Origin of the sequence: Gordonia caeni (assembly GCF_039537105.1) — a bacterium.
Taxonomy (GTDB): domain Bacteria; phylum Actinomycetota; class Actinomycetes; order Mycobacteriales; family Mycobacteriaceae; genus Gordonia; species Gordonia caeni.
In genome coordinates, this window is sequence record NZ_BAAAZW010000006.1 from 61551 (window position 1) to 83643 (window position 22093).

The 22093-nt window shown below is 71.1% G+C and carries 14 protein-coding genes and 1 riboswitch; of the genes, 4 read left to right on the forward strand and 10 right to left on the reverse strand.

Annotated elements, in window-relative coordinates; all coding sequences use genetic code 11:
* The first annotated feature begins 99 nt into the window (after positions 1 to 99).
* Positions 100 to 3489 (forward strand): pyruvate carboxylase, encoded by a 3390-nt coding sequence (locus ABD732_RS11130; protein ID WP_344783632.1) that lies wholly within the window; start codon positions 100 to 102, stop codon positions 3487 to 3489.
* A gap of 36 nt (positions 3490 to 3525) precedes the next feature.
* The gene (locus tag ABD732_RS11135; RefSeq protein ID WP_344783634.1) at positions 3526 to 4137 is read left to right on the forward strand and encodes an NUDIX hydrolase; all 612 of its coding nucleotides are present in this window, start codon (positions 3526 to 3528) and stop codon (positions 4135 to 4137) included.
* A gap of 112 nt (positions 4138 to 4249) precedes the next feature.
* Here the strand turns inward: ABD732_RS11135 and ABD732_RS11140 are convergent, their stop codons facing one another.
* Entirely contained in the window at positions 4250 to 4813 is a 564-nt protein-coding gene (locus ABD732_RS11140) for a hypothetical protein (RefSeq protein ID WP_344783636.1), read from the reverse strand.
* Between the two features lie 90 nt (positions 4814 to 4903).
* Positions 4904 to 5108, forward strand: a riboswitch (cobalamin riboswitch).
* A gap of 122 nt (positions 5109 to 5230) precedes the next feature.
* On the opposite strand from ABD732_RS11140, the gene metE reads away from it, so the two are divergent.
* Entirely contained in the window at positions 5231 to 7486 is a 2256-nt protein-coding gene (gene metE, locus ABD732_RS11145) for a 5-methyltetrahydropteroyltriglutamate--homocysteine S-methyltransferase (RefSeq protein WP_344783638.1), read from the forward strand.
* 63 nt (positions 7487 to 7549) lie between these two features.
* On the opposite strand, the gene ABD732_RS11150 is transcribed toward metE, so the two are convergent.
* The 9 genes from ABD732_RS11150 to ABD732_RS11190 all read right to left on the reverse strand — a co-directional run bounded on the left by ABD732_RS11150 (position 7550) and on the right by ABD732_RS11190 (position 21131).
* Positions 7550 to 13033, reverse strand: a complete 5484-nt coding sequence (locus tag ABD732_RS11150) for an ATP-binding protein (RefSeq protein ID WP_344783641.1) — start codon at positions 13031 to 13033, stop codon at positions 7550 to 7552.
* A gap of 233 nt (positions 13034 to 13266) precedes the next feature.
* Entirely contained in the window at positions 13267 to 13677 is a 411-nt protein-coding gene (locus ABD732_RS11155) for a hypothetical protein (protein ID WP_344783643.1), read from the reverse strand.
* Between the two features lie 29 nt (positions 13678 to 13706).
* Complete coding sequence (locus ABD732_RS11160) at positions 13707 to 15518, reverse strand: acetyl/propionyl/methylcrotonyl-CoA carboxylase subunit alpha (RefSeq protein WP_344783645.1); 1812 nt, start codon at positions 15516 to 15518, stop codon at positions 13707 to 13709.
* Positions 15519 to 15715: 197 nt separating this feature from the next.
* A complete protein-coding gene (locus ABD732_RS11165; protein ID WP_344783647.1) occupies positions 15716 to 17113 on the reverse strand; it encodes a condensation domain-containing protein in 1398 nt (465 codons plus the stop codon).
* Positions 17114 to 17141: 28 nt separating this feature from the next.
* On the reverse strand, positions 17142 to 17573 hold the full coding sequence (locus ABD732_RS11170; protein ID WP_344783649.1) for a SufE family protein: 432 nt from the start codon (positions 17571 to 17573) through the stop codon (positions 17142 to 17144).
* 10 nt (positions 17574 to 17583) lie between these two features.
* Positions 17584 to 18474, reverse strand: coding sequence for a sulfurtransferase (locus tag ABD732_RS11175; RefSeq protein ID WP_344783651.1), 891 nt, complete (start codon positions 18472 to 18474; stop codon positions 17584 to 17586).
* Positions 18475 to 18599: 125 nt separating this feature from the next.
* The gene (locus ABD732_RS11180) at positions 18600 to 19259 is read right to left on the reverse strand and encodes a Maf family protein (RefSeq protein WP_344783653.1); all 660 of its coding nucleotides are present in this window, start codon (positions 19257 to 19259) and stop codon (positions 18600 to 18602) included.
* Between the two features lies 1 nt (position 19260).
* On the reverse strand, positions 19261 to 19509 hold the full coding sequence (locus tag ABD732_RS11185; protein ID WP_344783655.1) for an acyl-CoA carboxylase subunit epsilon: 249 nt from the start codon (positions 19507 to 19509) through the stop codon (positions 19261 to 19263).
* Positions 19506 to 21131, reverse strand: coding sequence for an acyl-CoA carboxylase subunit beta (locus ABD732_RS11190; protein WP_344783657.1), 1626 nt, complete (start codon positions 21129 to 21131; stop codon positions 19506 to 19508). The genes ABD732_RS11185 and ABD732_RS11190 overlap by 4 nt, the downstream gene beginning before the upstream one ends.
* Positions 21132 to 21241: 110 nt before the next feature.
* Here ABD732_RS11190 and ABD732_RS11195 point away from each other — a divergent pair, with 110 nt between their 5' ends.
* On the forward strand, positions 21242 to 22054 hold the full coding sequence (locus ABD732_RS11195) for a biotin--[acetyl-CoA-carboxylase] ligase (protein WP_344783659.1): 813 nt from the start codon (positions 21242 to 21244) through the stop codon (positions 22052 to 22054).
* Positions 22055 to 22093: the final 39 nt, after the last annotated feature.

Sequence of the window (22093 nt, forward strand, 5' to 3'; positions counted from 1 at the left end):
GACGATCCCGCCCGCGGCCGACGACGGATTCGTACGTCAGCACGGTGTCACGGTGACCCGCCGCGGCAACCATCCATGCAACGAACCGACGAGGCAGTGATGTTCAGCAAAGTCCTGGTGGCCAACCGCGGCGAGATCGCCGTCCGCGCATTCCGCGCCGCATACGAGCTCGGTGCGGGCACGGTGGCGGTGTACCCGGTGGAGGACCGCAACTGTATCCACCGCGGCAAGGCCGACGAGTCCTACCGCATCGGCGAACCCGGCCGTCCGGTGCAGGCGTACCTGTCGGTGGAGGAGCTGATCGGGGCCGCCGAGCTGAGCGGCGCCGACGCGATCTATCCCGGCTACGGCTTCGCCTCGGAGAACCCCGAGCTGGCGGCCGCCTGCGTCGCGGCGGGGATCACGTTCGTCGGGCCGAGCGCCCGCGTGCTGGAGCTGACCGGCGACAAGAAGCAGTCGGTGCAGGCCGCCCGCGAGGCGGGCCTGCCGGTCCTCGCTGGCAGCGAGCCGTCGTCGGACGTCGACGAACTGCTGCGGGCGGCCGAATCGATGACCTTCCCGGTGTTCGTCAAGGCGATCGCCGGCGGCGGCGGCCGCGGCATGCGGCGGGTGGCGGCCCCGGAGGAACTGGCCGAGGCGATCGCCGCGGCCTCGCGGGAGGCCGACTCGGCCTTCGGCAATCCGACGGTGTTCCTGGAGCAGGCCGTGGTGAACCCGCGGCACATCGAGGTGCAGATCCTGGCCGACGCCGACGGCAACGTCATCCACCTGTACGAGCGGGACTGCTCGCTGCAGCGCCGCCACCAGAAGGTGGTGGAGCTGGCGCCGGCCCCGAACCTGGATCCGGTTCTGCGCCAACAGATCTGCGACGATGCGGTGAAGTTCGCCCGGCACATCGGCTACACCTGCGCGGGCACCGTGGAGTTCCTGGTGGACGAGCGCGGCCACCACTACTTCATCGAGATGAATCCGCGGATCCAGGTGGAGCACACGGTCACCGAGGAGATCACCGACGTCGACCTGGTGTCGGCGCAGCTGCGGATCGCGGCGGGGGAGACGCTGCCCGATCTGAAGCTCACGCAGGAGTCGATCCAGGTGCACGGTGCGGCCCTGCAGTGCCGGATCACCACCGAGAACCCGGCCGACGAGTTCCGCCCGGACACCGGCCGGATCAACGTCTACCGCGCGCCCGGCGGCACCGGGGTGCGCCTGGACGGCGCGGCCGCGCTGGGCAGTGAGATCACCGGTCACTTCGACTCGATGCTGGTGAAGCTGACCTGCCGCGGACGTGACTTCCACACCGCGGTGATCCGTGCGCAGCGCGCGCTCGCCGAGTTCAAGATCCGCGGCGTGCACACCAACATCGACTACCTGAAGGCGGTGCTGGCCGACCCGGACTTCCAGGCCGGCGCCATCACCACGTCGTTCATCGACTCCCGTCCCGAGCTGCTCACCGCTGAGCGCTCCTCAGAACGAGGCTCGCGGCTGCTGAACTACCTGGCCGATGTGACGGTGCATCGCCCGCACGGGGAGGTGCCCACCACCGTCCACCCGCACACCAAGCTTCCCGAGCTGAGCCCAGTAGAGCTCACCGATCCGCCGGCAGGCTCCAAGCAGCGCCTCGATCAGCTGGGCCCCGAGGGCTTCGCGCGGGCCCTGCGCGAGCAGAAGGCGCTCGCGGTGACCGACACGACCTTCCGCGACGCACACCAGTCGCTGCTGGCCACGCGCGTGCGCACCAGCGGTCTGGTCTCGGTGGCGCCGTACGTCGCGGCGCTGACGCCGGAACTGCTGTCGGTGGAATGCTGGGGCGGAGCCACCTACGACGTCGCCCTGCGGTTCCTCAAAGAGGACCCCTGGGAGCGGCTGGCCCGGCTCCGCAAGGCGCTGCCCAACGTCTGCCTGCAGATGCTGCTGCGCGGGAAGAACACCGTCGGCTACACGCCGTACCCGACCCGGGTGACCACCGCCTTCGTCGACGAGGCCGCCCGCACCGGCGTGGACATCTTCCGCATCTTCGACGCCCTCAACAGCGTCGACGCCATGCGACCGGCGATCGACGCCGTGCGCGAGACCGGCACCACCGTCGCCGAGGTCGCCATGAGCTACACCGGCGACCTCGCCGACCCCGCCGAGGACCTGTACACGCTCGACTACTACCTGCGCCTGGCCGAGGAGATCGTCGAGGCCGGGGCGCACGTGCTGGCCATCAAGGACATGGCGGGGCTGCTGCGCCCGGCGGCCGCACGCACCCTGGTCGGTGCGCTCCGCGAGCGCTTCGACCTGCCGATCCACGTGCACACCCACGACACCCCCGGCGGTCAGCTGGCCACCTACATGGCGGCGTGGGAGGCCGGCGCCGACGCCGTCGACGGGGCCAGCGCACCGCTGTCGGGCACCACCAGCCAGCCGTCGCTGTCGGCGATCGTCGCCGCCGCCGCGCACACCGAGTACGACACCGGTCTGGACCTGGAGAAGGTGACCTCGCTCGAGCCGTACTGGGAGACGCTGCGCCGCATGTACGGCACCTTCGAGTCCGGCATCCCGGCGCCGACCGGCCGCGTCTACGACCACGAGATCCCCGGCGGCCAGCTGTCGAACCTGCGGCAGCAGGCCATCTCGATCGGCGTCGGCAACCGCTTCGAGGCGGTGGAGGAGGCCTACGCCGGTGCCAACCGTCTCCTCGGCCGCCCGGTCAAGGTGACCCCGTCGTCGAAGGTGGTCGGCGACCTGGCGCTGGCCTTCGTCGCGCAGGGCATCACCGCCGAGGAGTTCGCGGCCGATCCGACGGCCTACGACATCCCCGACTCGGTGGTCGGCTTCCTCAGCGGCGAACTGGGGGTGCCCGCCGGCGGCTGGCCCGAACCGCTGCGCGAGCAGATCCTGGCCGGCCGGTCGGAGCTGCAGGAGGAGGAACAGCTGAGCGACGAGGACGTCGCGGCACTGTCGGTGCCCGGCGAGGAACGTCGCGCGACGCTCAACCGCCTGCTGTTCCCTGGGCCGACCGCCGAATACCTGGCTCACCGCGAAGAGTTCGGCGACACCTCGCGCCTGCCCGCCTACCAGTTCTTCTACGGCCTGCAGCAGGGTCCGGAGCACCGGGCCCGGTTGCGCGACGGCGTCGACCTGCTGATCACCCTGGAGGCGGTCTCCGAACCCGACACCGCCGGCATCCGCACCGTCATCTGCACGCTGAACGGCGAGCTGCGGCCGGTGCCGGTGCGCGACCGCAGTGCCGACGTCTCGGTCCAGGTGCGTGAACGCGCCGACAAGGACAACCCGAACCACGTCGGTGCGCCCTTCGCGGGCGTGGTGACCGTGTCGGTGGCGGTCGGCGACGAGGTGGCCCCGGGCAGCGCGATCGGCACCATCGAGGCGATGAAGATGGAAGCCTCGATCACCGCGTCGGCCGGCGGCACCGTGCGCCGCGTCGTGGTGGGTCCGGCGACCGAGGTCGGTGCCGGGGATCTGCTGGTGGAACTGGAGTGACTGTCGGGTAGCGCCGCCGTGGGGTACAACCCGAGTATGGAACTGACCCGGGAGTTGGCGACACGGCGGCTGGCGGACTGGGACCGGCGGGTGATTTCGCCGGCTCCCGGCGCCGCGGCGCTGCGCCCGTCGGCTGTCGCGATCACCGTCGCCCCCGGTGACGCCGGGCGCGGCATCTGGGTGGCGCGGCGACCGGCCACCATGCGCAACCACGCCAGTCAGTTCGCGCTGCCCGGCGGCCGGCTGGATCCGGGGGAGACCGTCGTCGAGGCGGCGTTGCGAGAACTCGACGAGGAGCTCGGCGTCGCTCTGGGGCCCGACAGCGTGATCGGGGTGCTCGACGACTACGCCACCCGCTCGGGGTACCTGATGACCCCGGTGGTGTGCTGGGTGGACGAACCCGTCGTGCCCACGCCGAGCCCCGACGAGGTGGACGAACTCTTCTTCGTCACCCTGGACGAGCTGACGGCGCCGGCCGTCTTCGACTCCATCCCCGAATCGTCCCGGCCGGTGATCCGCATCCCGATCGCCGGCCGCTGGGTGCACGCCCCCACCGCCGCGGTGATCTACCAGTTCGCACAGGTGGTGGTGATGGGCGTGGACACCCGCGTGGACCACTTGGAGCAGCCCGTCTTCGCCTGGCGCTGACGGTAGCGCCAGACCCAGCAGTCGTGCGCAAACCCAGCAGTCGTGCGCAAACCCAGCAGTCGCGAGCGCTGGGTCTGTGGCCGGGCGCTGGGTTTGCGGACGGGAGCTGGGATCAGGCGAGGTCGGAGCAGTCGACGGTGACGACGTCGCCGGCGTGATCGCCGAGAAAGCGAATGGCACCGCCGGACTGGGCGATCAGGCCTGCGGCATCGCTGAGCAGGACGGAGCCGACGTACACCGGCTGGGCCCAGTGCCCGTGCGCCGTCGCGCGCACCATCACATCGGTGGCGCGGCGAGCGGTGTGCAGCAATCGGGCGATCCCGACGTCGCTGACGTCCTGGCTGTCGACCGTCTGGAGCATCACCCCGGCCAGGTCGTCGCGCCCGGCGGCGAAACCGAGCGCGGCGTTCACCGTCGCATCGAGGGAGTCGTACCACTCGGGAAGGTAAAAGGTGGTGGAGGTGTCCTCGGGCGCGGCCACCACCCGGCTCCCGAGCGCGACGTAGAGCTCGTCGCAGCCGCCGGCGCCGAAACTGGCCAGCAGCACGCGCAGCCGCTCGATCTGGGGGACCTCGTCGTCGCCGGGCTCGATCCGCTCGTCGCCGCGAGCGACCAGGACGATTCCGGCGACCGGACGGGACCGATCCCCGGAATTAGAATCACTCCGCGGAGCCATGATGACACCCAGTCTACTCGCGGCCTAGACTCGGAGTCGCAATCGGTTCGTCCGTAGCGCCGTCGCCCAGGAGCCCCTGTGACCGCGCGGACGTCGAGCGAATTACTGCGTCGCGCAGTGTATTTCGCGAGAGGGAATCCGGTGAGACTCCGGAGCTGACCCGCAGCGGTGTATCGGAACGACCGCCGTCACCACGCACTGGACGCACGAGAGTGCGCCTGGGAAGCGACGGCCATTAGGAGCGCCACGGCGCACGCCGATCAGCCCGAAGACCTGCCCGTTGTACCGGATGCGCCGCATCCGGTGACGTGCCGCCTCGTGGACTCGGGCGAAGTCGAAGTGCGTTCTTTCACGGGCTCTTCGTCTCTTCCGGGTAGGGCGCACGCCGTCACCCTTATGCAGGAGAAAAGAAGAACGATGGGTTTGCACACCACAGTCCCGGGCATCGCCCGGATCGGCGCCGACCGCGAGCTGAAGCGCGCCGTCGAAGGCTACTGGGCGGGCCGGATCAGCCAGGCCGAGCTGGAACAGGTCGCCGCGACGCTGCGCCGCACCGGCTGGCAGGAACTGACCGAGGCCGGACTGGATTCGATTCCGGTCGGTACCTTCTCGTACTACGACCAGATGCTCGACACCGCGGTCCTGCTGGGCGCGCTCCCGCCCCGGGTCGCCGGCATCGCCGATCCGCTCGACCGCTACTTCGCCGCGGCCCGCGGTGACGACGGCGTCACCCCGCTGGAGATGACCAAGTGGTTCGACACCAACTACCACTACCTGGTCCCGGAGATCGGCGCGGACACCGTCTTCGTGCTCGACGCGAGCAAGGTGCTCGACGAGCTCGCCGAGGCCACCGCGCAGGGCGTCCCGGCGCGCCCGGTCGTGATCGGCCCGATCACCTTCCTGGCGCTCTCGAAGGCCGCCGACGTGGACGGCCCCGCGCCGCTGACCCGGCTCGACGACCTGCTCCCGCTGTACGAGCAGCTGCTGTCGCAGCTGGCCGCCGCCGGCGCCGAGTGGGTGCAGATCGACGAGCCGGTCCTGGTGACCGACTCCCACGAGGGGCTCGCCGAGGCGGCAGAACGCGTCTACACCCGCCTGGGGGCGCTCACCGACCGGCCGAAGCTGCTGGTGCAGACCTACTTCGGCGACGCCGGGGCCTCCCTGGCCGCGCTGGGCCGCACCGGTGTCGAGGCCGTCGGCGTCGACCTGGTCTACGGCTCAGCCGACACGGTCGCCGCCGCCGGCCTGGGCGACAAGCTGGTGGTCGCCGGGGTGGTGGACGGCCGCAACATCTGGCGCACCGACCTGGACGCCGCCCTGGCCACGCTGACCGGTCTGCGTGAGCACGTCGGCGAGTTGGCCGTGTCCACCTCGTGTTCGACGCTGCACGTGCCGTACACCCTCGCCGGTGAGGACGAGCTGGACCCGGCGCTGCGCGGCTGGCTGGCCTTCGCCGCCGAGAAGTTCGACGAGGTGGCCGCGCTGTCGCGGGCACTGGTGAACGGGCGCGACGATCAGGCGGCCGCCTTCGACGCCGCCCGCGAGGCGCTGGCCTCGCGCGCCGGCGACCCGCGCACCCACGTCGCCGCCGTCCGGGAGCGCCTGCAGGCGCTCACCGAGGCGGACCGCACGCGCACCGACGCCGCCGCCCGCCGCGAGGCGCAGCGAACGGCGCTGAACCTGCCGGAACTGCCGACCACCACGATCGGCTCGTTCCCGCAGACCGGCGACATCCGCCGGGCACGACAGCAGCTGCGCACCGGGGAGATCGACCAGGAGGCCTACCGCACGCAGATGGAGGCCGAGATCGCCGCGGTGATCGCGCTGCAGGAGCAGATCGGCCTGGACGTGCTGGTGCACGGCGAGCCCGAACGCAACGACATGGTGCAGTACTTCGCCGAGCAGCTGACCGGCTTCTTCGCCACCGCGAACGGCTGGGTGCAGTCGTACGGGTCGCGCTGCGTGCGGCCGCCGATCCTGTACGGCGACGTCAGCCGTCCCACCCCGATGACCGTCGGGTGGATCACGCACGCCCAGTCGCTGACCGACAAGCAGGTCAAGGGCATGCTGACCGGGCCGGTCACCATCCTGGCGTGGTCGTTCGTGCGCGACGACCAGCCGCTCGGCGAGACCGCCGACCAGGTGGCCCTGGCGATCCGGGACGAGACCGTCGACCTGGAGCGCGCCGGCGTCGGCATCATCCAGGTGGACGAGCCCGCGCTGCGCGAGCTGCTGCCGCTGCAGTCGGCCGACCGCACCGACTACCTGACGTGGGCGGTGGGCGCGTTCCGCCTGTCCACATCGGGGATCGCCGACCAGACGCAGATCCACACGCACCTGTGCTACTCGGAGTTCGGTGACGTGATCGGCGCGATCGCCGACCTGGACGCCGACGTCACCTCCATCGAGGCGGCCCGTTCGCACATGGAGGTGCTCGACGATCTGAATGCGATCGGCTTCGCCAACGAGGTGGGCCCGGGCGTCTACGACATCCACTCGCCGCGCATCCCGGATGCGGCCGAGATGACCTCGCTGCTGCGCGAGGCGCTCGCGGCCGTCCCGGCCGAGCGAGTGTGGGTGAACCCGGACTGCGGTCTCAAGACCCGCACCACCGAGCAGGTCACCGAAGCCCTGACCGCGATGGTGGACGCGGCCAAAGCCGTGCGCGCCTGACCCGAGGCGGTCTCGACTCCGCTCGACCGGCAGCCGCCGGCCGAGCGGAGTCGAACTCGCAGATCAGCGCGGGGCGGTGATGGCCTCGATGATGCGCGGACGCAGTTCGGCGGCGCGGATGATCGCATCGGCCGAGCCGACGCGAACGGCCCGCTCGATGCTGTGCACCGCGTCGAACTCGGCGGCCACCTCGGCGAGCTTCTCGGCCCGCACCGAGGCGCGCACCTCTTCGAGCTGGGCGGCCACGTTGGCGTGATCGGTGTCCGAGGCGTTCTCCACGAGCGTCTGCAGTTCTTGCATGCGCGGGTCGTTCTCGGTGCGGGTGCGCACCTCACCGGCGAAGACGACGGCCGCCGCCGGCGCGCCGCCGAGCACCGACGCGAACGAGCCCTCGATGGCCAGCACCGTCATGTTCGGATTGAGCGCCTTGGAGAACACGACGAAGGCACCGCCGTGGTACCGGGAGATCACGCAGAAGACGATCGGGCCGTCGAAGTTGATGATCGCGCGGCCGATCTCGGCGCCGTACTCCAGCTGCAGCTTGCGCAGCGACTCCGGTGAACCGTCGAAGCCGGACAGGTTGGCCAGGACCACCACCGGCCGGTTGCCGCTGGCCGCGTTTATCGCGCGGGCCGCCTTCTTCGACGACTGCGGGAACAGGGTTCCGGCGCTGAAGGTGTCCGGGCCGTCGGTGGGCAGGAAGCCGCGGCGGGCCACCGGCGTCGACTCGATACCGATCAGCGTGACCGGGTTGCCGCCCAGGTGGGTGTCCTGCACGACGACGGTGTCGGCGTCGGCCATCCCGGCCCAGCGCTCGAGCGCCGGATGATCCTGGTCCACCACCGCGCGCATAACCGAGCGGATGTCGAACGGCTTCTTGCGGTCCGGGTTGGCGGTCGCCGAGAAGATCTCGCCCACCGTCGCGAACTCGCTGTCGGGCAGATCGTGCGGGAAATCGGAGATGTCGCGGTCGACGGGGTCGGAGGTCTGCGCCGCGCGCGGGCCGTCCTCACCGGGCTCGATGTAGGCGTGCGCGTAATGCGACATCAGGATCGCCCGGGCGGCGGTGAGGTTCGGCGCCCAGTACTGCGCCTCGCCGTTGGGGCCCATCACCCGGTCGTAGCCGCCGATGCCGTAGTTGTCTTCGGCGGAGACGCCGCCGGAGAAGTCCAGGGCCTGCTTGCCGGTCAGCACCATCGACGAGTCCGGGGTCATCACCAGGATGCCCTTGGTGTGCATCAGCATGGTGGCCTCGGCGTTCCAGTATGCCTGGCCGCCGACGTTGATGCCGCTGACGACGATGTTGATCTCGCCGCCGTCCTGGGTGAACTCGACGATGCGCTTGAGCGCGGCCGCGACCCAGTCCAGGTTCTCGGTGCCCGAGTCCATCTTCACCGCGGCACCCGAGGAGAGGGCGTACCACTCGACCGGCAGTTGCTCGCGTTCGGCGAGGTCGAGCGCGGCGATGTAGCGACGGCACTCCGGTTCGGTGAGGGCGCCGAGGGACTTGGTCGGGTCGCCCAGCATCACCACCCGGCGGATGCCCTCGGGGTACTTGTCGGTGGGCGTGGAGACCACGCCGACCACCACGGCCGCGGTGTTGCGGCCCTTGGGCCGGTCGACGGGCGCCAGCTCACCGGCGTCGTTCAGGTCGTACTCGGTGAAGTCGCCGAGCAGATCGGTCAGCTCGTACGGGTAGACGGTGTTCCGGCTGGCGGCGCGCAGCACCTTCTGGCGGTACTCGTCCACCGGCTCGATCGGGGCGTCGTCGGGTTCGCCGACGGTGATCTTGGTCTCCCCGGCCGCGTCGACGCTGACCCGGACCGAGACCTTGGTGAGGTCGCCGGTCTCCTGATCGCGATGGCGGGCGATCAGCTCGATCTCCTCCAGGCCGGCGCCGTCGGTGGAGGCCGCGGTGCCCAAGGTGTGCCGGACCACGCGGGCCACCTGCTCCTCGGAGACGTCCAGCGGCGGCCAGATGTACATCACGATCCGGTTGGTGTTGAACCGCTTCGACGACGGCCGCTTGGCCTGGGCCCGGCGGATGGAGTCCACGCAGGCCTCGAAGGCGCGCTCGGCGGTCGGCAGCGTCAGGATGTTGCCGTCCTGCTCGTACACGGCGGTCAGGTCGCGGACCTGCGCGAAGGCGATCAGCCGGTCGTCGCCGGGGTTGGCCTTGGCCACCGCGCGGTACAGGTACACCTCTTCGTCGTCCGACGACCGCAGGCGGGTGACGTCGAACTTGCGCAGACGTTCCATCTGCATGCGCTGGGCGATGTACGGGTGCAGTCCGCGGATCAGGCGGTCCTCGGCCATGCCGGTCGCCGACGGGCGGAAGGTGACGTGATGGTGCATCGCCTCGTCCCCGTGGCCGGCCACGGTGGCGGTGACCCGGTGCACCTGGTTGGGCAGCGCGCGGGCGCTGACCACCTCGTGCAGCTGGGCCGCCATCTCGTCGAGGTCCTCGGGCTGGTCGTCCCAGCGCACGTAGACGTCGGCGTCGATGGAGGCGGCGCCGTCGGACAGTTCGGCGAGCCCGCACATCGCGGTGTCGAGGTCGTCGAAGCTGGTGGCCGCGGACACCAGGACCGAGCCGCCGCGCTGGGCCATCACGAAGGTGCAGCCGCCGGCGCGGTGAGCGGTCACCCCGGACAGGCCCTTGTTGCCGTAGTAGCGGCGGGTGAGGACCTCGAGCATCACCGAGTTGTCCAACGAGTCGTCGGCCAGTCGGCGGCTCAGCACGCGCACCAGCGGTTCGGTGCTCTTGACCATCTCGGCGATCCGCTCGGCGCGGTCGGAGGCGTCCGGGTCGGCGTCCAGGTAGTTCAGGTCGCTGTCGATGGCGGCGTAGACGCGCTCGCGGGTGCGGCGCAGACGCGGCTGGCCGTACCAGGCGTACAGCACGCCTCGGGCCAGGTCGGCGATCGCCGGGAACCGGATCTGGGTGGCCGCGACCAGGCATTCGAGCACGTGCCCGACGTGCTCGCGCAGCTCGGGCGCGGGCGGCGGCTCCTTCATCCAGCGGCGCAGCAGCGCGGCCATGCCGGGCACCACGTCGTCCAGGCGCTGCAGTGCCAGGAAGATCCGGAAAACGGCGGCTTCGAGGTCGTCGGTGCGTTCCAGCTCGTCGACACCGTAGTGCGCCAGGGCCGCGGCCAGCTTGGTGCGGAACTGCTCGGGCACGCCCGCCAGTTCCACGTCCAGGCTCTGCAGGTAGGTGTGCAGGTGCTCGCGGGCGCTGTGCACGCGCTCGTGGAGGTCGTCGTCGGACGGGCGGCGGCGGGCCAGCTCGGCCAGGTCGGCGAAGACGCCGATCAGTCCGGTCTCGGCTTCCAGCGGACGGTTGCCGTCGGCGATCTCGGCCTCGCGGACGGCCAGGTAGTCGTCGAGGAGTCGGCTGCCGTCCTCGGGGTCCACGTCGAAGCCGAGCATCAGGCTGCGCAGATCCTCGCGCTCCTGCGCGGCGCGGTCGGCCGGGTCGACGTCGGTCGAGGCGAGCGGCAGATCGAGCACGGCCTCGTCGGCCGCACCCTGCTCGGCCTCGTCGTCGTCGCCGATCGGCTCCAGGCGCAGCAGCGGTGCGCCGGTCTCCACCTGGGCGCCGACGGTCACCACGCACTCCTTCAGGCGCGCGCTGAACGGCGCGCGGAGCACCGTCTCCATCTTCATCGACTCCAGCACCAGGACCGGGTCGCCGGGCTGCACCTCGGCGCCGACCTCCAGCGGGGTCGCGATCACCAGTGCGGGCGCGGGGGAGCGGACCACGCCGCCCTCGTCGCGGCTGACTCGGTGGGTGACGCCGTCGACGTCGACCAGGTGGATGGGGCCGTGGGTGTCGTTGAGGACGCGGAAGCGCTCGCCGTTGACGGTGATGCGGCCGGTGTGCTCGTCGAAGCGCTCGATCTGCACGTCGGCGGTCTGGGCGCTGCCGCCGGCCTCGATCACCACGCGGAAGCGGTTGGCTCCGATGCGGGCGACCCGGACGCGGTAGCCGACGCCGCGGAGCTTGAAGTCCAGCGGGCGGCCGCTCTCGTGCATCACCTGCGGGCGTCCGCCGCGCGCGGTGGCGAACAGGCGGTTGCGCTCGACCTGCTCCTCTTCCTCGTAGGCGTCGATCGCGGCGGCGGCCAGGGCGATGGAGGAGTGGCGGGTGGAGACCAGACGGCCCTGTTCGCGGACCCGGTCGATCCAGCCGGTGTCGGCGCTGCCGTCGATCACCTCGGGCTGGGCGAGCAGGTCGATGATGAAGCTGCTGTTGGTGGCGCCGCCCTCGATCACCACGCGGGTGCGGGACATGGCGCGGCGCAGGCGGGCCAGCGCCTGATCGCGGTCGCTGCCGTAGGCGATGATCTTGGCGATCATCGAATCGAAGTCGGCGGGGATGGTGTCGCCCTCGCTGACCCCGGTGTCCACGCGGACACCCGGGCCGCTGGGCAGTTCCAGGCGGGCGATGTAGCCGGGCGACGGCGCGAAGTCGCGGTCGGGGTCCTCGGCGTTGAGGCGGGCCTCGACGGCGTGGCCGCGTTCGGCGGGACGCTCGCCGGTCAGGGTGCCGCCGGAGGCGACGTGCAGCTGGGCGCGCACCAGATCGAAGTCGGTGGTGACCTCGGTGATCGGATGCTCCACCTGCAGCCGGGTGTTCACTTCCAGGAACGCGAAGAGCTTCTCGCCCGGGTGGTACAGGAACTCGACGGTGGCGGCGCCGCGGTAGCCGACGCGGACGGCCAGGCGCTCGGCGGAGGCCTTGACCTCCTCGATCTGCTCCGGGTTCAGCACCGGCGAGGCCGACTCCTCGATCACCTTCTGGTTGCGGCGCTGCACCGAGCAGTCGCGCACACCGAGGGCCCACGCGGTGCCCTGACCGTCCGAGATCACCTGCACCTCGACGTGGCGGGCACCGGTCACCAGGCGCTCCAGGAAGACCACGCCGCTGCCGAAGGCGCGCTGCGCCTCGTCGCGGGTGCGCTGGTAGGCGTCGACCAGTTCGGACTCGTCGGTCACCATGCGGATGCCGCGACCGCCGCCGCCGGCGGTGGCCTTGAGCATCAGCGGGTAGCCGATCCGTTCGGCGGCCGCGACGGCCTCCTCCTGGGTGGAGACCGGCCCGCGGCTCCACGGCGCCACCGGCACGCCGACCTCTTCGGCGATCAGCTTGGCGCCGATCTTGTCGCCGAGCTGACGCATGGCCTCGGCCGACGGGCCGATGAAGGTGACGCCCAGCTTCTCGCAGAGCTCGGCGAAGGCCGGGTCCTCGGCGACGAAGCCCCAGCCGACCCAGGCGGCGTCCGCCCCGGTCTCGATCAGGGCGCGCTCGAGGGCCTCGAGGTCGATGTAGGGGCGGGCCGAGGCCGGCCCGAGGTCGTAGGCGAGGTCGGCTTCGCGGACGAAGGTGGCGCCGGCGTCCACATCGGTGTGCAAGGCGACGGTCTGCACGGCCTGCCGGTCCGGGTCGGCGGAATGCGCGGTCTCGGCATTCAGGTCGCGGACGGCGTTGATCAGCCGCATGGCGGCTTCTCCCCGGTTGACAATCGCGATACGACGGAACATGCGCCCTTCTCTGCTTCGGTGCCATGGGCATGGCGGGTGACTACGGTTTCGGCGGTCTCCGCGGCCGGGTGGCGCGGGCTGCGCGGCGCACGGGGTAGTGGCCGGATCGGGAGGAGCCGGTTCGTCCACGGTAAGGCCAGGACTGCGCCATCGGTAGTACCTACTGTCACGTAACCCGTCGGGAAGCGACGAAGGACACACCTACCGGCCGGTCAACCGGCGCGTACGGGTTCTCAGGGCGGCGCGGAGATCAATTCTCCGGGAGCCAGCCCGAGTGCCTGCTGGGCGAAACGGCACACCGACGGTGCCGCTTCGGTGAGCGCGTGGGCGTACCCGGAGCGGGCCAGACCGCGCAACTGCGCGGGCCGGTCCTCGCCGTCACCGGCGGTGCCGGCGACGCCGATGAGGGCGACAAGTTCTCCCGTGGTGGGGATGCAGATCGCCCAGACGCACCGGATCCCGTCCCCGTCCCCCGCAGTCCCGTCTCCTGCAGTCCCGTCTCCCGCAGTCCCGTCGGCGCCGGCGACGTAGCCGGTCGGATCGGGCAGACCGAGATCGGTCAGCGCCGGGACGTCGGACAGCCGGTCGTCGGCGCGCAGCGCGCGGAGGTACCACGTGCCGGCATTGATTTCGACTGCGCTCAACCCAGGGATTTCGAGTGCGGCCGGGACGGCTACTTGATCTCCAGCAGGACGGTGCCCTGGGTGACGGCGGCGCCGGATTCCACGGCGAGGCCGGTCACGGTGCCGTCCTTGTGCGCGGCCACCGGGTTCTCCATCTTCATGGCCTCCAGGACCACCACCAGGTCGCCGGCGGCGACGGTGTCGCCCTCGGCGACGGCCACCTTGACCACGGTGCCCTGCATCGGGGCGGCCACGGCGTCACCGGAGGCGGCCTTGGCGCCGCCCTTGGTGCGGGTGCGCGGCTTGGGCTTGCGGCGCAGCGCACCGTTGCTCGGGCCGTTGCCGTTCAGGTTCAGATCGCCGGGCAGGGACACCTCGACGCGACGGCCGCCGACCTCCACCACCACGTTCTGGCGGGGCAACTGCTCGTCGTCGTCGGCCTGGGCGCCGGTGCCGCTGTAGGGCTCGATGGGGTTGTCCCAGTCGGTCTCGATCCACTTGGTGTAGACCTCGAACGAGCCGGTGCCGTCCTCGTCGACGGTGCCCACGAAGGCGGGGTTCTCGACGATGTGGCGGTGGAACGGGATGACTGTGGCCAGGCCGTCGACCTCGAACTCGGCGAGGGCGCGGGCACTGCGCTGCAGGGCCTGTTCGCGGGTCTCACCGGTGACGATCAGCTTGGCGAGCATGGAGTCGAACTGGCCGCCGATGGTGTCGCCCTGGCGGACGCCGGAGTCCACGCGCACGCCGGGGCCTGCGGGCTCGCGGTAGACGACGATCGGGCCCGGAGCCGGGAGGAAGCCGCGGCCGGCGTCCTCGCCGTTGATCCGGAACTCGAAGGAGTGCCCGCGCGGGATGGGATCGGAGGTGATCTCCAGTTCCTTGCCCTCGGCGATGCGGAACTGCTGGCGCACCAGGTCGATGCCGGCGGTCTCCTCGGTGACCGGGTGCTCCACCTGGAGGCGGGTGTTCACCTCGAGGAACGAGACGGTGTCGCCCTGCACCAGGTATTCGACGGTGCCGGCGCCGTAGTAGCCCGCCTCGCGGCAGATGGCCTTGGCGGAGCTGTGGATCATGTCGCGCTGCTCGTCGGTGAGGAACGGCGCGGGGGCCTCCTCGACCAGCTTCTGGAAGCGGCGCTGCAGCGAGCAGTCGCGGGTGCCGGCGACCACCACGTTGCCGTGCTGGTCGGCGATCACCTGGGCCTCGACGTGGCGGGCCTTGTCCAGGTACTGCTCCACGAAGCACTCGCCGCGGCCGAAGGCGGCGACGGCCTCGCGGGTGGCCGAGTCGAAGAGTTCGGGGATCTCGGCGATGGTGTGCGCCACCTTCATGCCGCGTCCGCCGCCGCCGAAGGCGGCCTTGATGGCGACCGGGACGCCGTACTGCTCGGCGAAGGCGACCACCTCGGCGGAGTCGGCCACCGGATCCTTGGTGCCGGCGGCCATCGGGGCGTCGGCGCGCTCGGCGATGTGGCGGGCGGTCACCTTGTCGCCCAGGGAGCGGATCGAGTCCGGCGACGGGCCGATCCAGGTGAGCCCGGCGTCGAGGACGGCCTGGGCGAAGTCGGCGTTCTCGGAGAGGAAGCCGTAGCCGGGGTGGATGGCGTCGGCGCCGGACTTGGCGGCCGCGTCGAGGATCTTGTCGAAGACGAGGTACGACTCGGCCGAAGTCTGACCGCCGAGGGCGAAGGCCTCATCGGCCAGCTCGACGAACATCGCGTTCGCATCGGGCTCGGCGTAGACGGCCACGCTGGTGATACCGGCATCTCGTGCCGCCCGGATCACGCGGACCGCGATCTCACCGCGGTTCGCGATGAGCACCTTCTCGATGGTCTTCTGGGGGATCTCGGTGTTGGGCACTGGCTCTCCTGGCTGGGGCCCGCGGGTGCGGGCCGTTGTCGGGGACAACGGAACATCTTCTCGGCATGGTCGCACTGCGCCGTGGCGGCGCGCCGACCGGCACGACATGCCGGAGGACCGGAGTCGTGACCTTGCACTCACACTAACCCACCGAGCATCTGCTCGGTTCAAGGCCTGCGGTGCGTGCGATTCGATGTCTACTCTTCGCCGGCGATACGCGCGAGTAGCATGCCCAGATCGTCGAGAAACCGCTGAATGATCGTCGAGGCGTGGCGGTCCGGGCGGTCGGCGGGGAACCGCGAATGCATGCGCAGACCGTTCGGAGTGCGGTTGATCCAGACGTACACCTCGTCGTCGGCGTAGGCGTGGCTGCGCAGTGCGCGGGCGGCCCCGGCGTCGGCGGTGTCGGCGCCGGGAACCGCCCGGGTGTCCATGAAGGAGACGACGAACTTGGGCTCCGGATCGAAGTCCAGGATCTGGGCCAGACGCAGCAGGGGGAGCGCGGCGCCCTCGCGGGCCCGGTCCAGGGAGACCATCACGCGCTCGAGCGCGGTGGGGAAGTCCGGATCGTCGGAGACGTCGACGGTGACCGGTGCCAGCCCCACGAACCAGCCGAGCGCGCCGTGGAATTCCACGTGGTTGCGGGTGTGCCGGGGCATCAGGGTCGCGAACCGGTCCGCGCCGCTGTCGCGGCGGTAGACGAGAGCGGCCGCGGCCAGGATGCCGCCGATCAGCGAGCCGCCGAGGTCGGTGCAGCGCCGGTTGAGGGCGCGGGTCGCCTCGGCGTCGAGCAGCACGGTGGTGTGCGACGGCTGCGCAGGTGCGTGATCGCGTGCGGGGGCGTCCTCGTCCGGGGCGGGGAGCAGGTCGAAGGCGGGCAACTGGCCGCCGGCGAGGAACTCGGTCCACACGGCGACCGCGGTGTGCCGCTGGTCGGCGGCGTCGGCGGCTTCGCGCTCGACGCTGGAGAAGTCGATGTAGCTGCCGGTCGGGGGCAGCTCGGGCGGGCGGCGCTCCACGGCGGCCCGGTACAGCTCGCGCAATTCCGCCTGGGCGTTGAGCAGCGAATAGCCGTCGACCAGCGAATGATCGGCGGCGAACAGCAGGGTGAAGCTGTGCGCCCGGGCCACGGTGGCGAAGCGGTACGCCGGCCAGTGCGTGGGCGCGGTGGCCCGGTCGAACGAGCCGGCGACCTGCTCGATCAGCAGGGTGGGGTCGTTGTACCAGCCGATGCGGCTCATCCGCAGATGCACCGTGCCCGGGTCGGTGGTGTACCGGTCGGTGCGGTCACCGGTGAGGGTCACGTGCGTCCGCAGCACCTCGTGCCGGTTGATCCAGGCCAGGATCGCGCCGCGCACCGCCGGCACCGAGATCTGCTCGTCGAACTCCACGGCGACGCCCAGCCAGGCCTCCCGGCCGCCCTCGCGCTGAGTGCGGACCCGGTAGTCGTGCGCCACCCGCAGGTGGTGCTCGTGGTTGTGCGACGTGCCGCGCGGATCCCGATGCCAGGCGCCGAGCCCGCCGGGGACCGCCGGAACCCACTCGACGAGGCCGCCCGGCCGGATCCTGGAGTCGAGGATCTGGATGAATTCCATTGTGCTGGAAAGGTTTCCGGACGGAAGACTAGGTCCGGCCGGCGGTCTGCTCGGCCACCTGGCGCTTGATGCGGGTGAGCATGCCGGTCATCCCGCGCAGCCGCAGCGGCGAGATGACCGAGGCCAGCTGCAGGTCGGAGACGAAGTCGACCGGGACCGCGGCGATCGCGTCCGCGGTCGCGCCGTCGAGTCCCTGGTGCAGGATCGACGCGAAACCGCGGGTGGTCGGCGCCTCCCGGGGAGCGCTGAAGTACAGGCGCACGGCCGACGGGTCGGCGGCGTCCACCGACAGGAAGATCGGCGACTGGCATTCGGGCACCGGCTCCATGGCGTCGGCGTGCAGTTCCTCCGGCAGATCCGGCAGTTCGTCGGCGAACTCCAGCAGCAGGGTGGCCCGGTCCGGATCGCCGAGCGCCGCGAAGTCGTCGACGATCTCGGTGAGGGCGGGGGTCAGAGTCATCGCGGCCAGACTAGCCCTCGACGGTGCCGGGGTCGTCACCGACGGCGATCGGGGCGCGGACCGCGTTGCCCCACTCGGTCCAGGACCCGTCGTAGTTGCGGACGGCCTCGAAGCCGAGCAGGTGCGTCAGGACGAACCACGTGTGGCTCGAGCGCTCACCGATGCGGCAGTAGGCGATGGTGGGGGTCGCCGGATCCAGGTCGCCGTAGATCTCGTCCAGTTCGGCGCGCGTGCGGAACCGGGCGTCCGGAGCGGCGGCGCGCGCCCACGGGATGGACACGGCGGTGGGGATGTGGCCGCCGCGCAGCGCGCCCTCCTCCGGGTAGTCCGGCATGTGCGTCCGGGCGCCGGTGTACTCCTCGGGGGACCGCACGTCGATCAGCGGCTCGGTGCCCAGCGCGGTGCGGACCTGGTCGGCGAAGGCCCGGATCGACTCGTCGTCGCGCTCGACCACCGGGTAGTCGCTGCGCGGGTACTCGGGCACCTCGAACGAGGTCTCGCGCTGTTCGTCCATCCAGGCGGTGCGCCCGCCGTCGAGCAGCCGCACATCGGCGTGACCGAAGAGGGTGAAGACCCACATCGCGTAAGCGGCCCACCAGTTGTTCTTGTCGCCGTAGACGACGATGGTGTCGTCGCGCTCGATGCCCTTGCTGCGCATCAGCTCGGCGAAGGCCTCACCGTCGATGTAGTCGCGGGTGACCGGGTCGTTGAGGTGCAGGTGCCAGTCCACCTTCTGCGCGGTCGGGATGTGCCCGATGTCGTACAGCAGGACGTCCTCGTCGGACTCGACGATCTTGAGCCCGGGGGCTCCCAGGTGAGCCGACAGCCATTCGGTGCTCACCAGTCGTTCGGGATGAGCGAACGAGGCGAACGCCGGATTGGGGTCGAATTCCACTGCCACGGAGTACTCCTGCTCATCTGCGCCCGCCGGATGCGGCCGCCTGCGATGCCAGCATATTACTGCCGGGGCGACGCTGCCGGACGGCCTGCCGTGCCCCGTCGGATCAGGGCTGGATCAGGGCCGGATCAGGGCCGGATCACTGACGACCAGAGCGATGTCACGTCCACGCCCACCGCCGCGAGCAGGTCCCGGGTGAGCGGGAGGCTGATGCCGATCACCGACGACGGATCGCCGTCGATGCCGTCGAGGAGCCATCCGCCGAGCCCGTCCAGCGTGAACGCGCCGGCCACCGCCAGCGGCTCCCCGGTGGCCACGTAGCGGTCGATCACCTCGTCGGAGACGTCGGAGAACGCGATGGTGGTCGACCGCGCGCCGGAGGCCGTCTGCACCACTGCGCCGCCGGACATCCGGGTGACGCAGTGCCCGGTGAGCAGGTCCCCGGTCCGGCCGCGCATCCGCCGCCAGCGCTGCACGGCCACCTCGGGGGTGCGCGGCTTGCCGGACAGCTCGCCGTCGAGCAGCAACATGGAGTCGCACGTCAGCACCACCCCGTCGGCGGCCACCGCGGCGATCTCGCGGTCGCGGGAGGCGGTGACGGCGCCGATGATCGCGTCGGCCTTGGCCTCGGCGAGTGCGGTGACGATCCGCTCGGGCGACTCGCCGGCCAGCTGTTCGGCCAGCGCGTCCTCGTCGATGTCGGAGATCAGCACCAGCGGCGCCAGGCCGGCCGCGGTGAGGACTCGCCGCCGGGCCGGCGAGGCCGAGCCGAGCAGGACGCGGGTCACGTCAGCCGCGGTGCAGGTAACTGGTGGGCATGCCCCACGACTGCCGGTGCAGATCGGTGGGCCGGCCCCACAGGTCGGCCGGTCCGCGCTCCGGTGCGCTGCCGCCGCCCGAGGCCGCCGCGGAGAGCACCACCGTCAGGGCGGCCACCTCCTCGTCGGTGGGGGCGCCGGTGACGACGGTGAGGAACGGCGGTGCGGCCGCAGCGTCCGTGGTGCCTGCGCCTTCGGGGGTCGTGTCGCCGGCGGTCACAGCGGAATGTTCCCGTGCTTCTTGGGCGGCAGCTGGACGTACTTGCGTTCCAGCAGACGCAGCGCGTTGGCGATCTGGCCGCGGGTGTGACTCGGCGGGATCACCGCGTCGACGTAGCCCCGCTCGGCGGCGACGTACGGATTCACCAGCGTGTCCTCGTACTCCTGCTGCAGTTCCAGGCGCAGCGCGTCGACGTCCTCACCGTTGGCCTCGGCCTCCTTGAGGCGGCTGCGGTACACGAAGCCCACCGCGCCGGAGGCGCCCATCACGGCGATCTGCGCGGTCGGCCAGGCCAGGTTCACGTCGGCGCCCATGTGCTTGGAGCCCATCACGTCGTACGCGCCGCCGTAGGCCTTGCGGGTGATGACGGTGATCTTGCCGACCGTCGCCTCGCCGTAGGCGTACAGCAGCTTGGCGCCGCGGCGGATGATGCCGTTGTACTCCTGTTCCGTGCCGGGCAGGAAGCCTGGCACGTCCACCAGCGTGATGATCGGGACGTTGAAGGCGTCGCAGGTCCGCACGAAGCGGGCGGCCTTCTCCGAGGCGTCGATGTCCAGGCAGCCGGCGAACTGGGTCGGCTGATTGGCGACGATGCCGACGCTGCGGCCGTCGACCCGGCCGAAGCCGACGACGATGTTCATCGCGCGCTCGGCCTGCACCTCGAGGAACTCGTCGTCGTCGAGGAGGCGGCGGATCACCTCGTGCATGTCGTACGGCTGGTTCGGCGAATCCGGGATCAGCGCATCCAGTTCGAGGTCTTCCTCGGTGAGGTTGTCCTCGATGGACCCGGCCGGCTGCGGCGCGGGCAGACGCGGCGGCTCGGCGCGGTTGTTGCTCGGGAGGTAGCCGAGTAGCTCCTTGACGTACTCGAGCGCGTCCATCTCGTCTTCGGCGACGTAGTGCGCGACGCCGGAGCGGGTCATGTGCGTGGTGGCACCGCCCAGATCCTCCATCGTCACGTCCTCGCCGGTGACCGTCTTGATCACGTCGGGGCCGGTGACGAACATCTGGCTGGTCTGGTCCACCATCACCACGAAGTCGGTGAGGGCGGGGGAGTAGACGTGCCCGCCCGCGGCGGCACCCATGATCAGCGAGATCTGCGGGATCACGCCGGAGGCCTGCACGTTGCGGTGGAAGATCTCGCCGTACAGGCCGAGCGAGACCACGCCCTCCTGGATGCGGGCGCCGGCGCCCTCGTTGATGCCGATCAGGGGCCGGCCGGTCTTGATCGCCAGGTCCATCACCTTCACGATCTTCTCGCCGTAGACCTCGCCGAGGCTGCCGCCGAAGACGGTGACGTCCTGGCTAAAGACGCAGACCTCGCGGCCGTCGACGGTGCCGTAGCCGACCACCACGCCGTCGCCGACCGGGCGGCGGTCGGCGAGGCCGAAGTTGGTGCTGCGGTGGCGGGCCAGCGCATCCAGTTCGACGAAGGAGCCTTCGTCGAGCAGGTTGGTGATGCGCTCGCGTGCGGTCAGCTTGCCCTTGTCGTGCAGCTTCTCGACCACGGCCTCACCGGCGGGGTACTCGGCATCGGCCAGCCGGAGGCGCAGGTCGGCAAGCTTGCCGGCCGTCGTGTGGATATCGGGGGCGGCGTCATCGTCGCGGCGAGCAGTCGTCATGAGACCTCATGCTAACGAGCCCGGGTCACCTCGGGTCAACCGCCACGAGTACTGGCGAGTAGGTGTCGGGTACCCGGCTGGGACCGGATCGGGGCATTAGGCTGCACAGCGTGACTGTCACACCGCTGCCCGACCTCGCCGCCCTGGTCCGGGACCTGGCCGAAACCCGTTGGCGAGAGATCGAGGTGGTCGACGCCACCGGATCGACCAACGCCGACCTGGTGGCCCGTGCGAGCGCCGGTGAAGCGGTGAACGGCACGGTGCTGATCGCCGGCCATCAGCGCAGCGGCCGGGGACGGCACACCCGCGTCTGGCAGACCCCGCCCGGACAGCTGGCGGTGTCGGCGGCGGTCGCGGTGGAGGCCGGCCAGACCGCGGCGGTCGGCTGGCTGTCGCTGCTGACCGGTCTGGCCGTGCGTACGGCCGTCAGCGAGGTGACCGGCGTCGCCGTCGATCTGAAATGGCCCAATGACGTGCTCGCCCCCGAGGACGGGAGCGGCGGCGGACGGAAGGTGTCCGGGATCCTCTGCGAGTTCGTGCCCACTCCGGGCGGCGGCGGGGTGGCGGTGATCGGCACGGGCCTGAACCTCGACCTCACCGCGGCCCAGCCGCCGATCGAGACCGCGACCTGCCTGCGCAGCCTCACCGGTGCGCCGGTGGATCCGACGGCGCTGGCCGCCGCCTACCTGCGGTCGTTGTCGGCGCTGCTGCGGCGCTGGCCGGACGCGCTGGACGGATTGGCCGCCGACTACCGGGCGGCCTCGGCCACCCTGGGCCGCCGGGTGCGGCTGGTGCTGCCCGGCGACCGGGAGGTGATCGGCCGCGCCGTGGACGTCGACGACCAGGGCCGGATCGTGGTGGACGGCCCGGACGGGCCGGTGACCGCCGCCGCCGGCGACGTCACCCACCTGCGCCCGGTGTGAATCCGGCGCGCACCGGACACCGCGGCGTACCGATCGCCG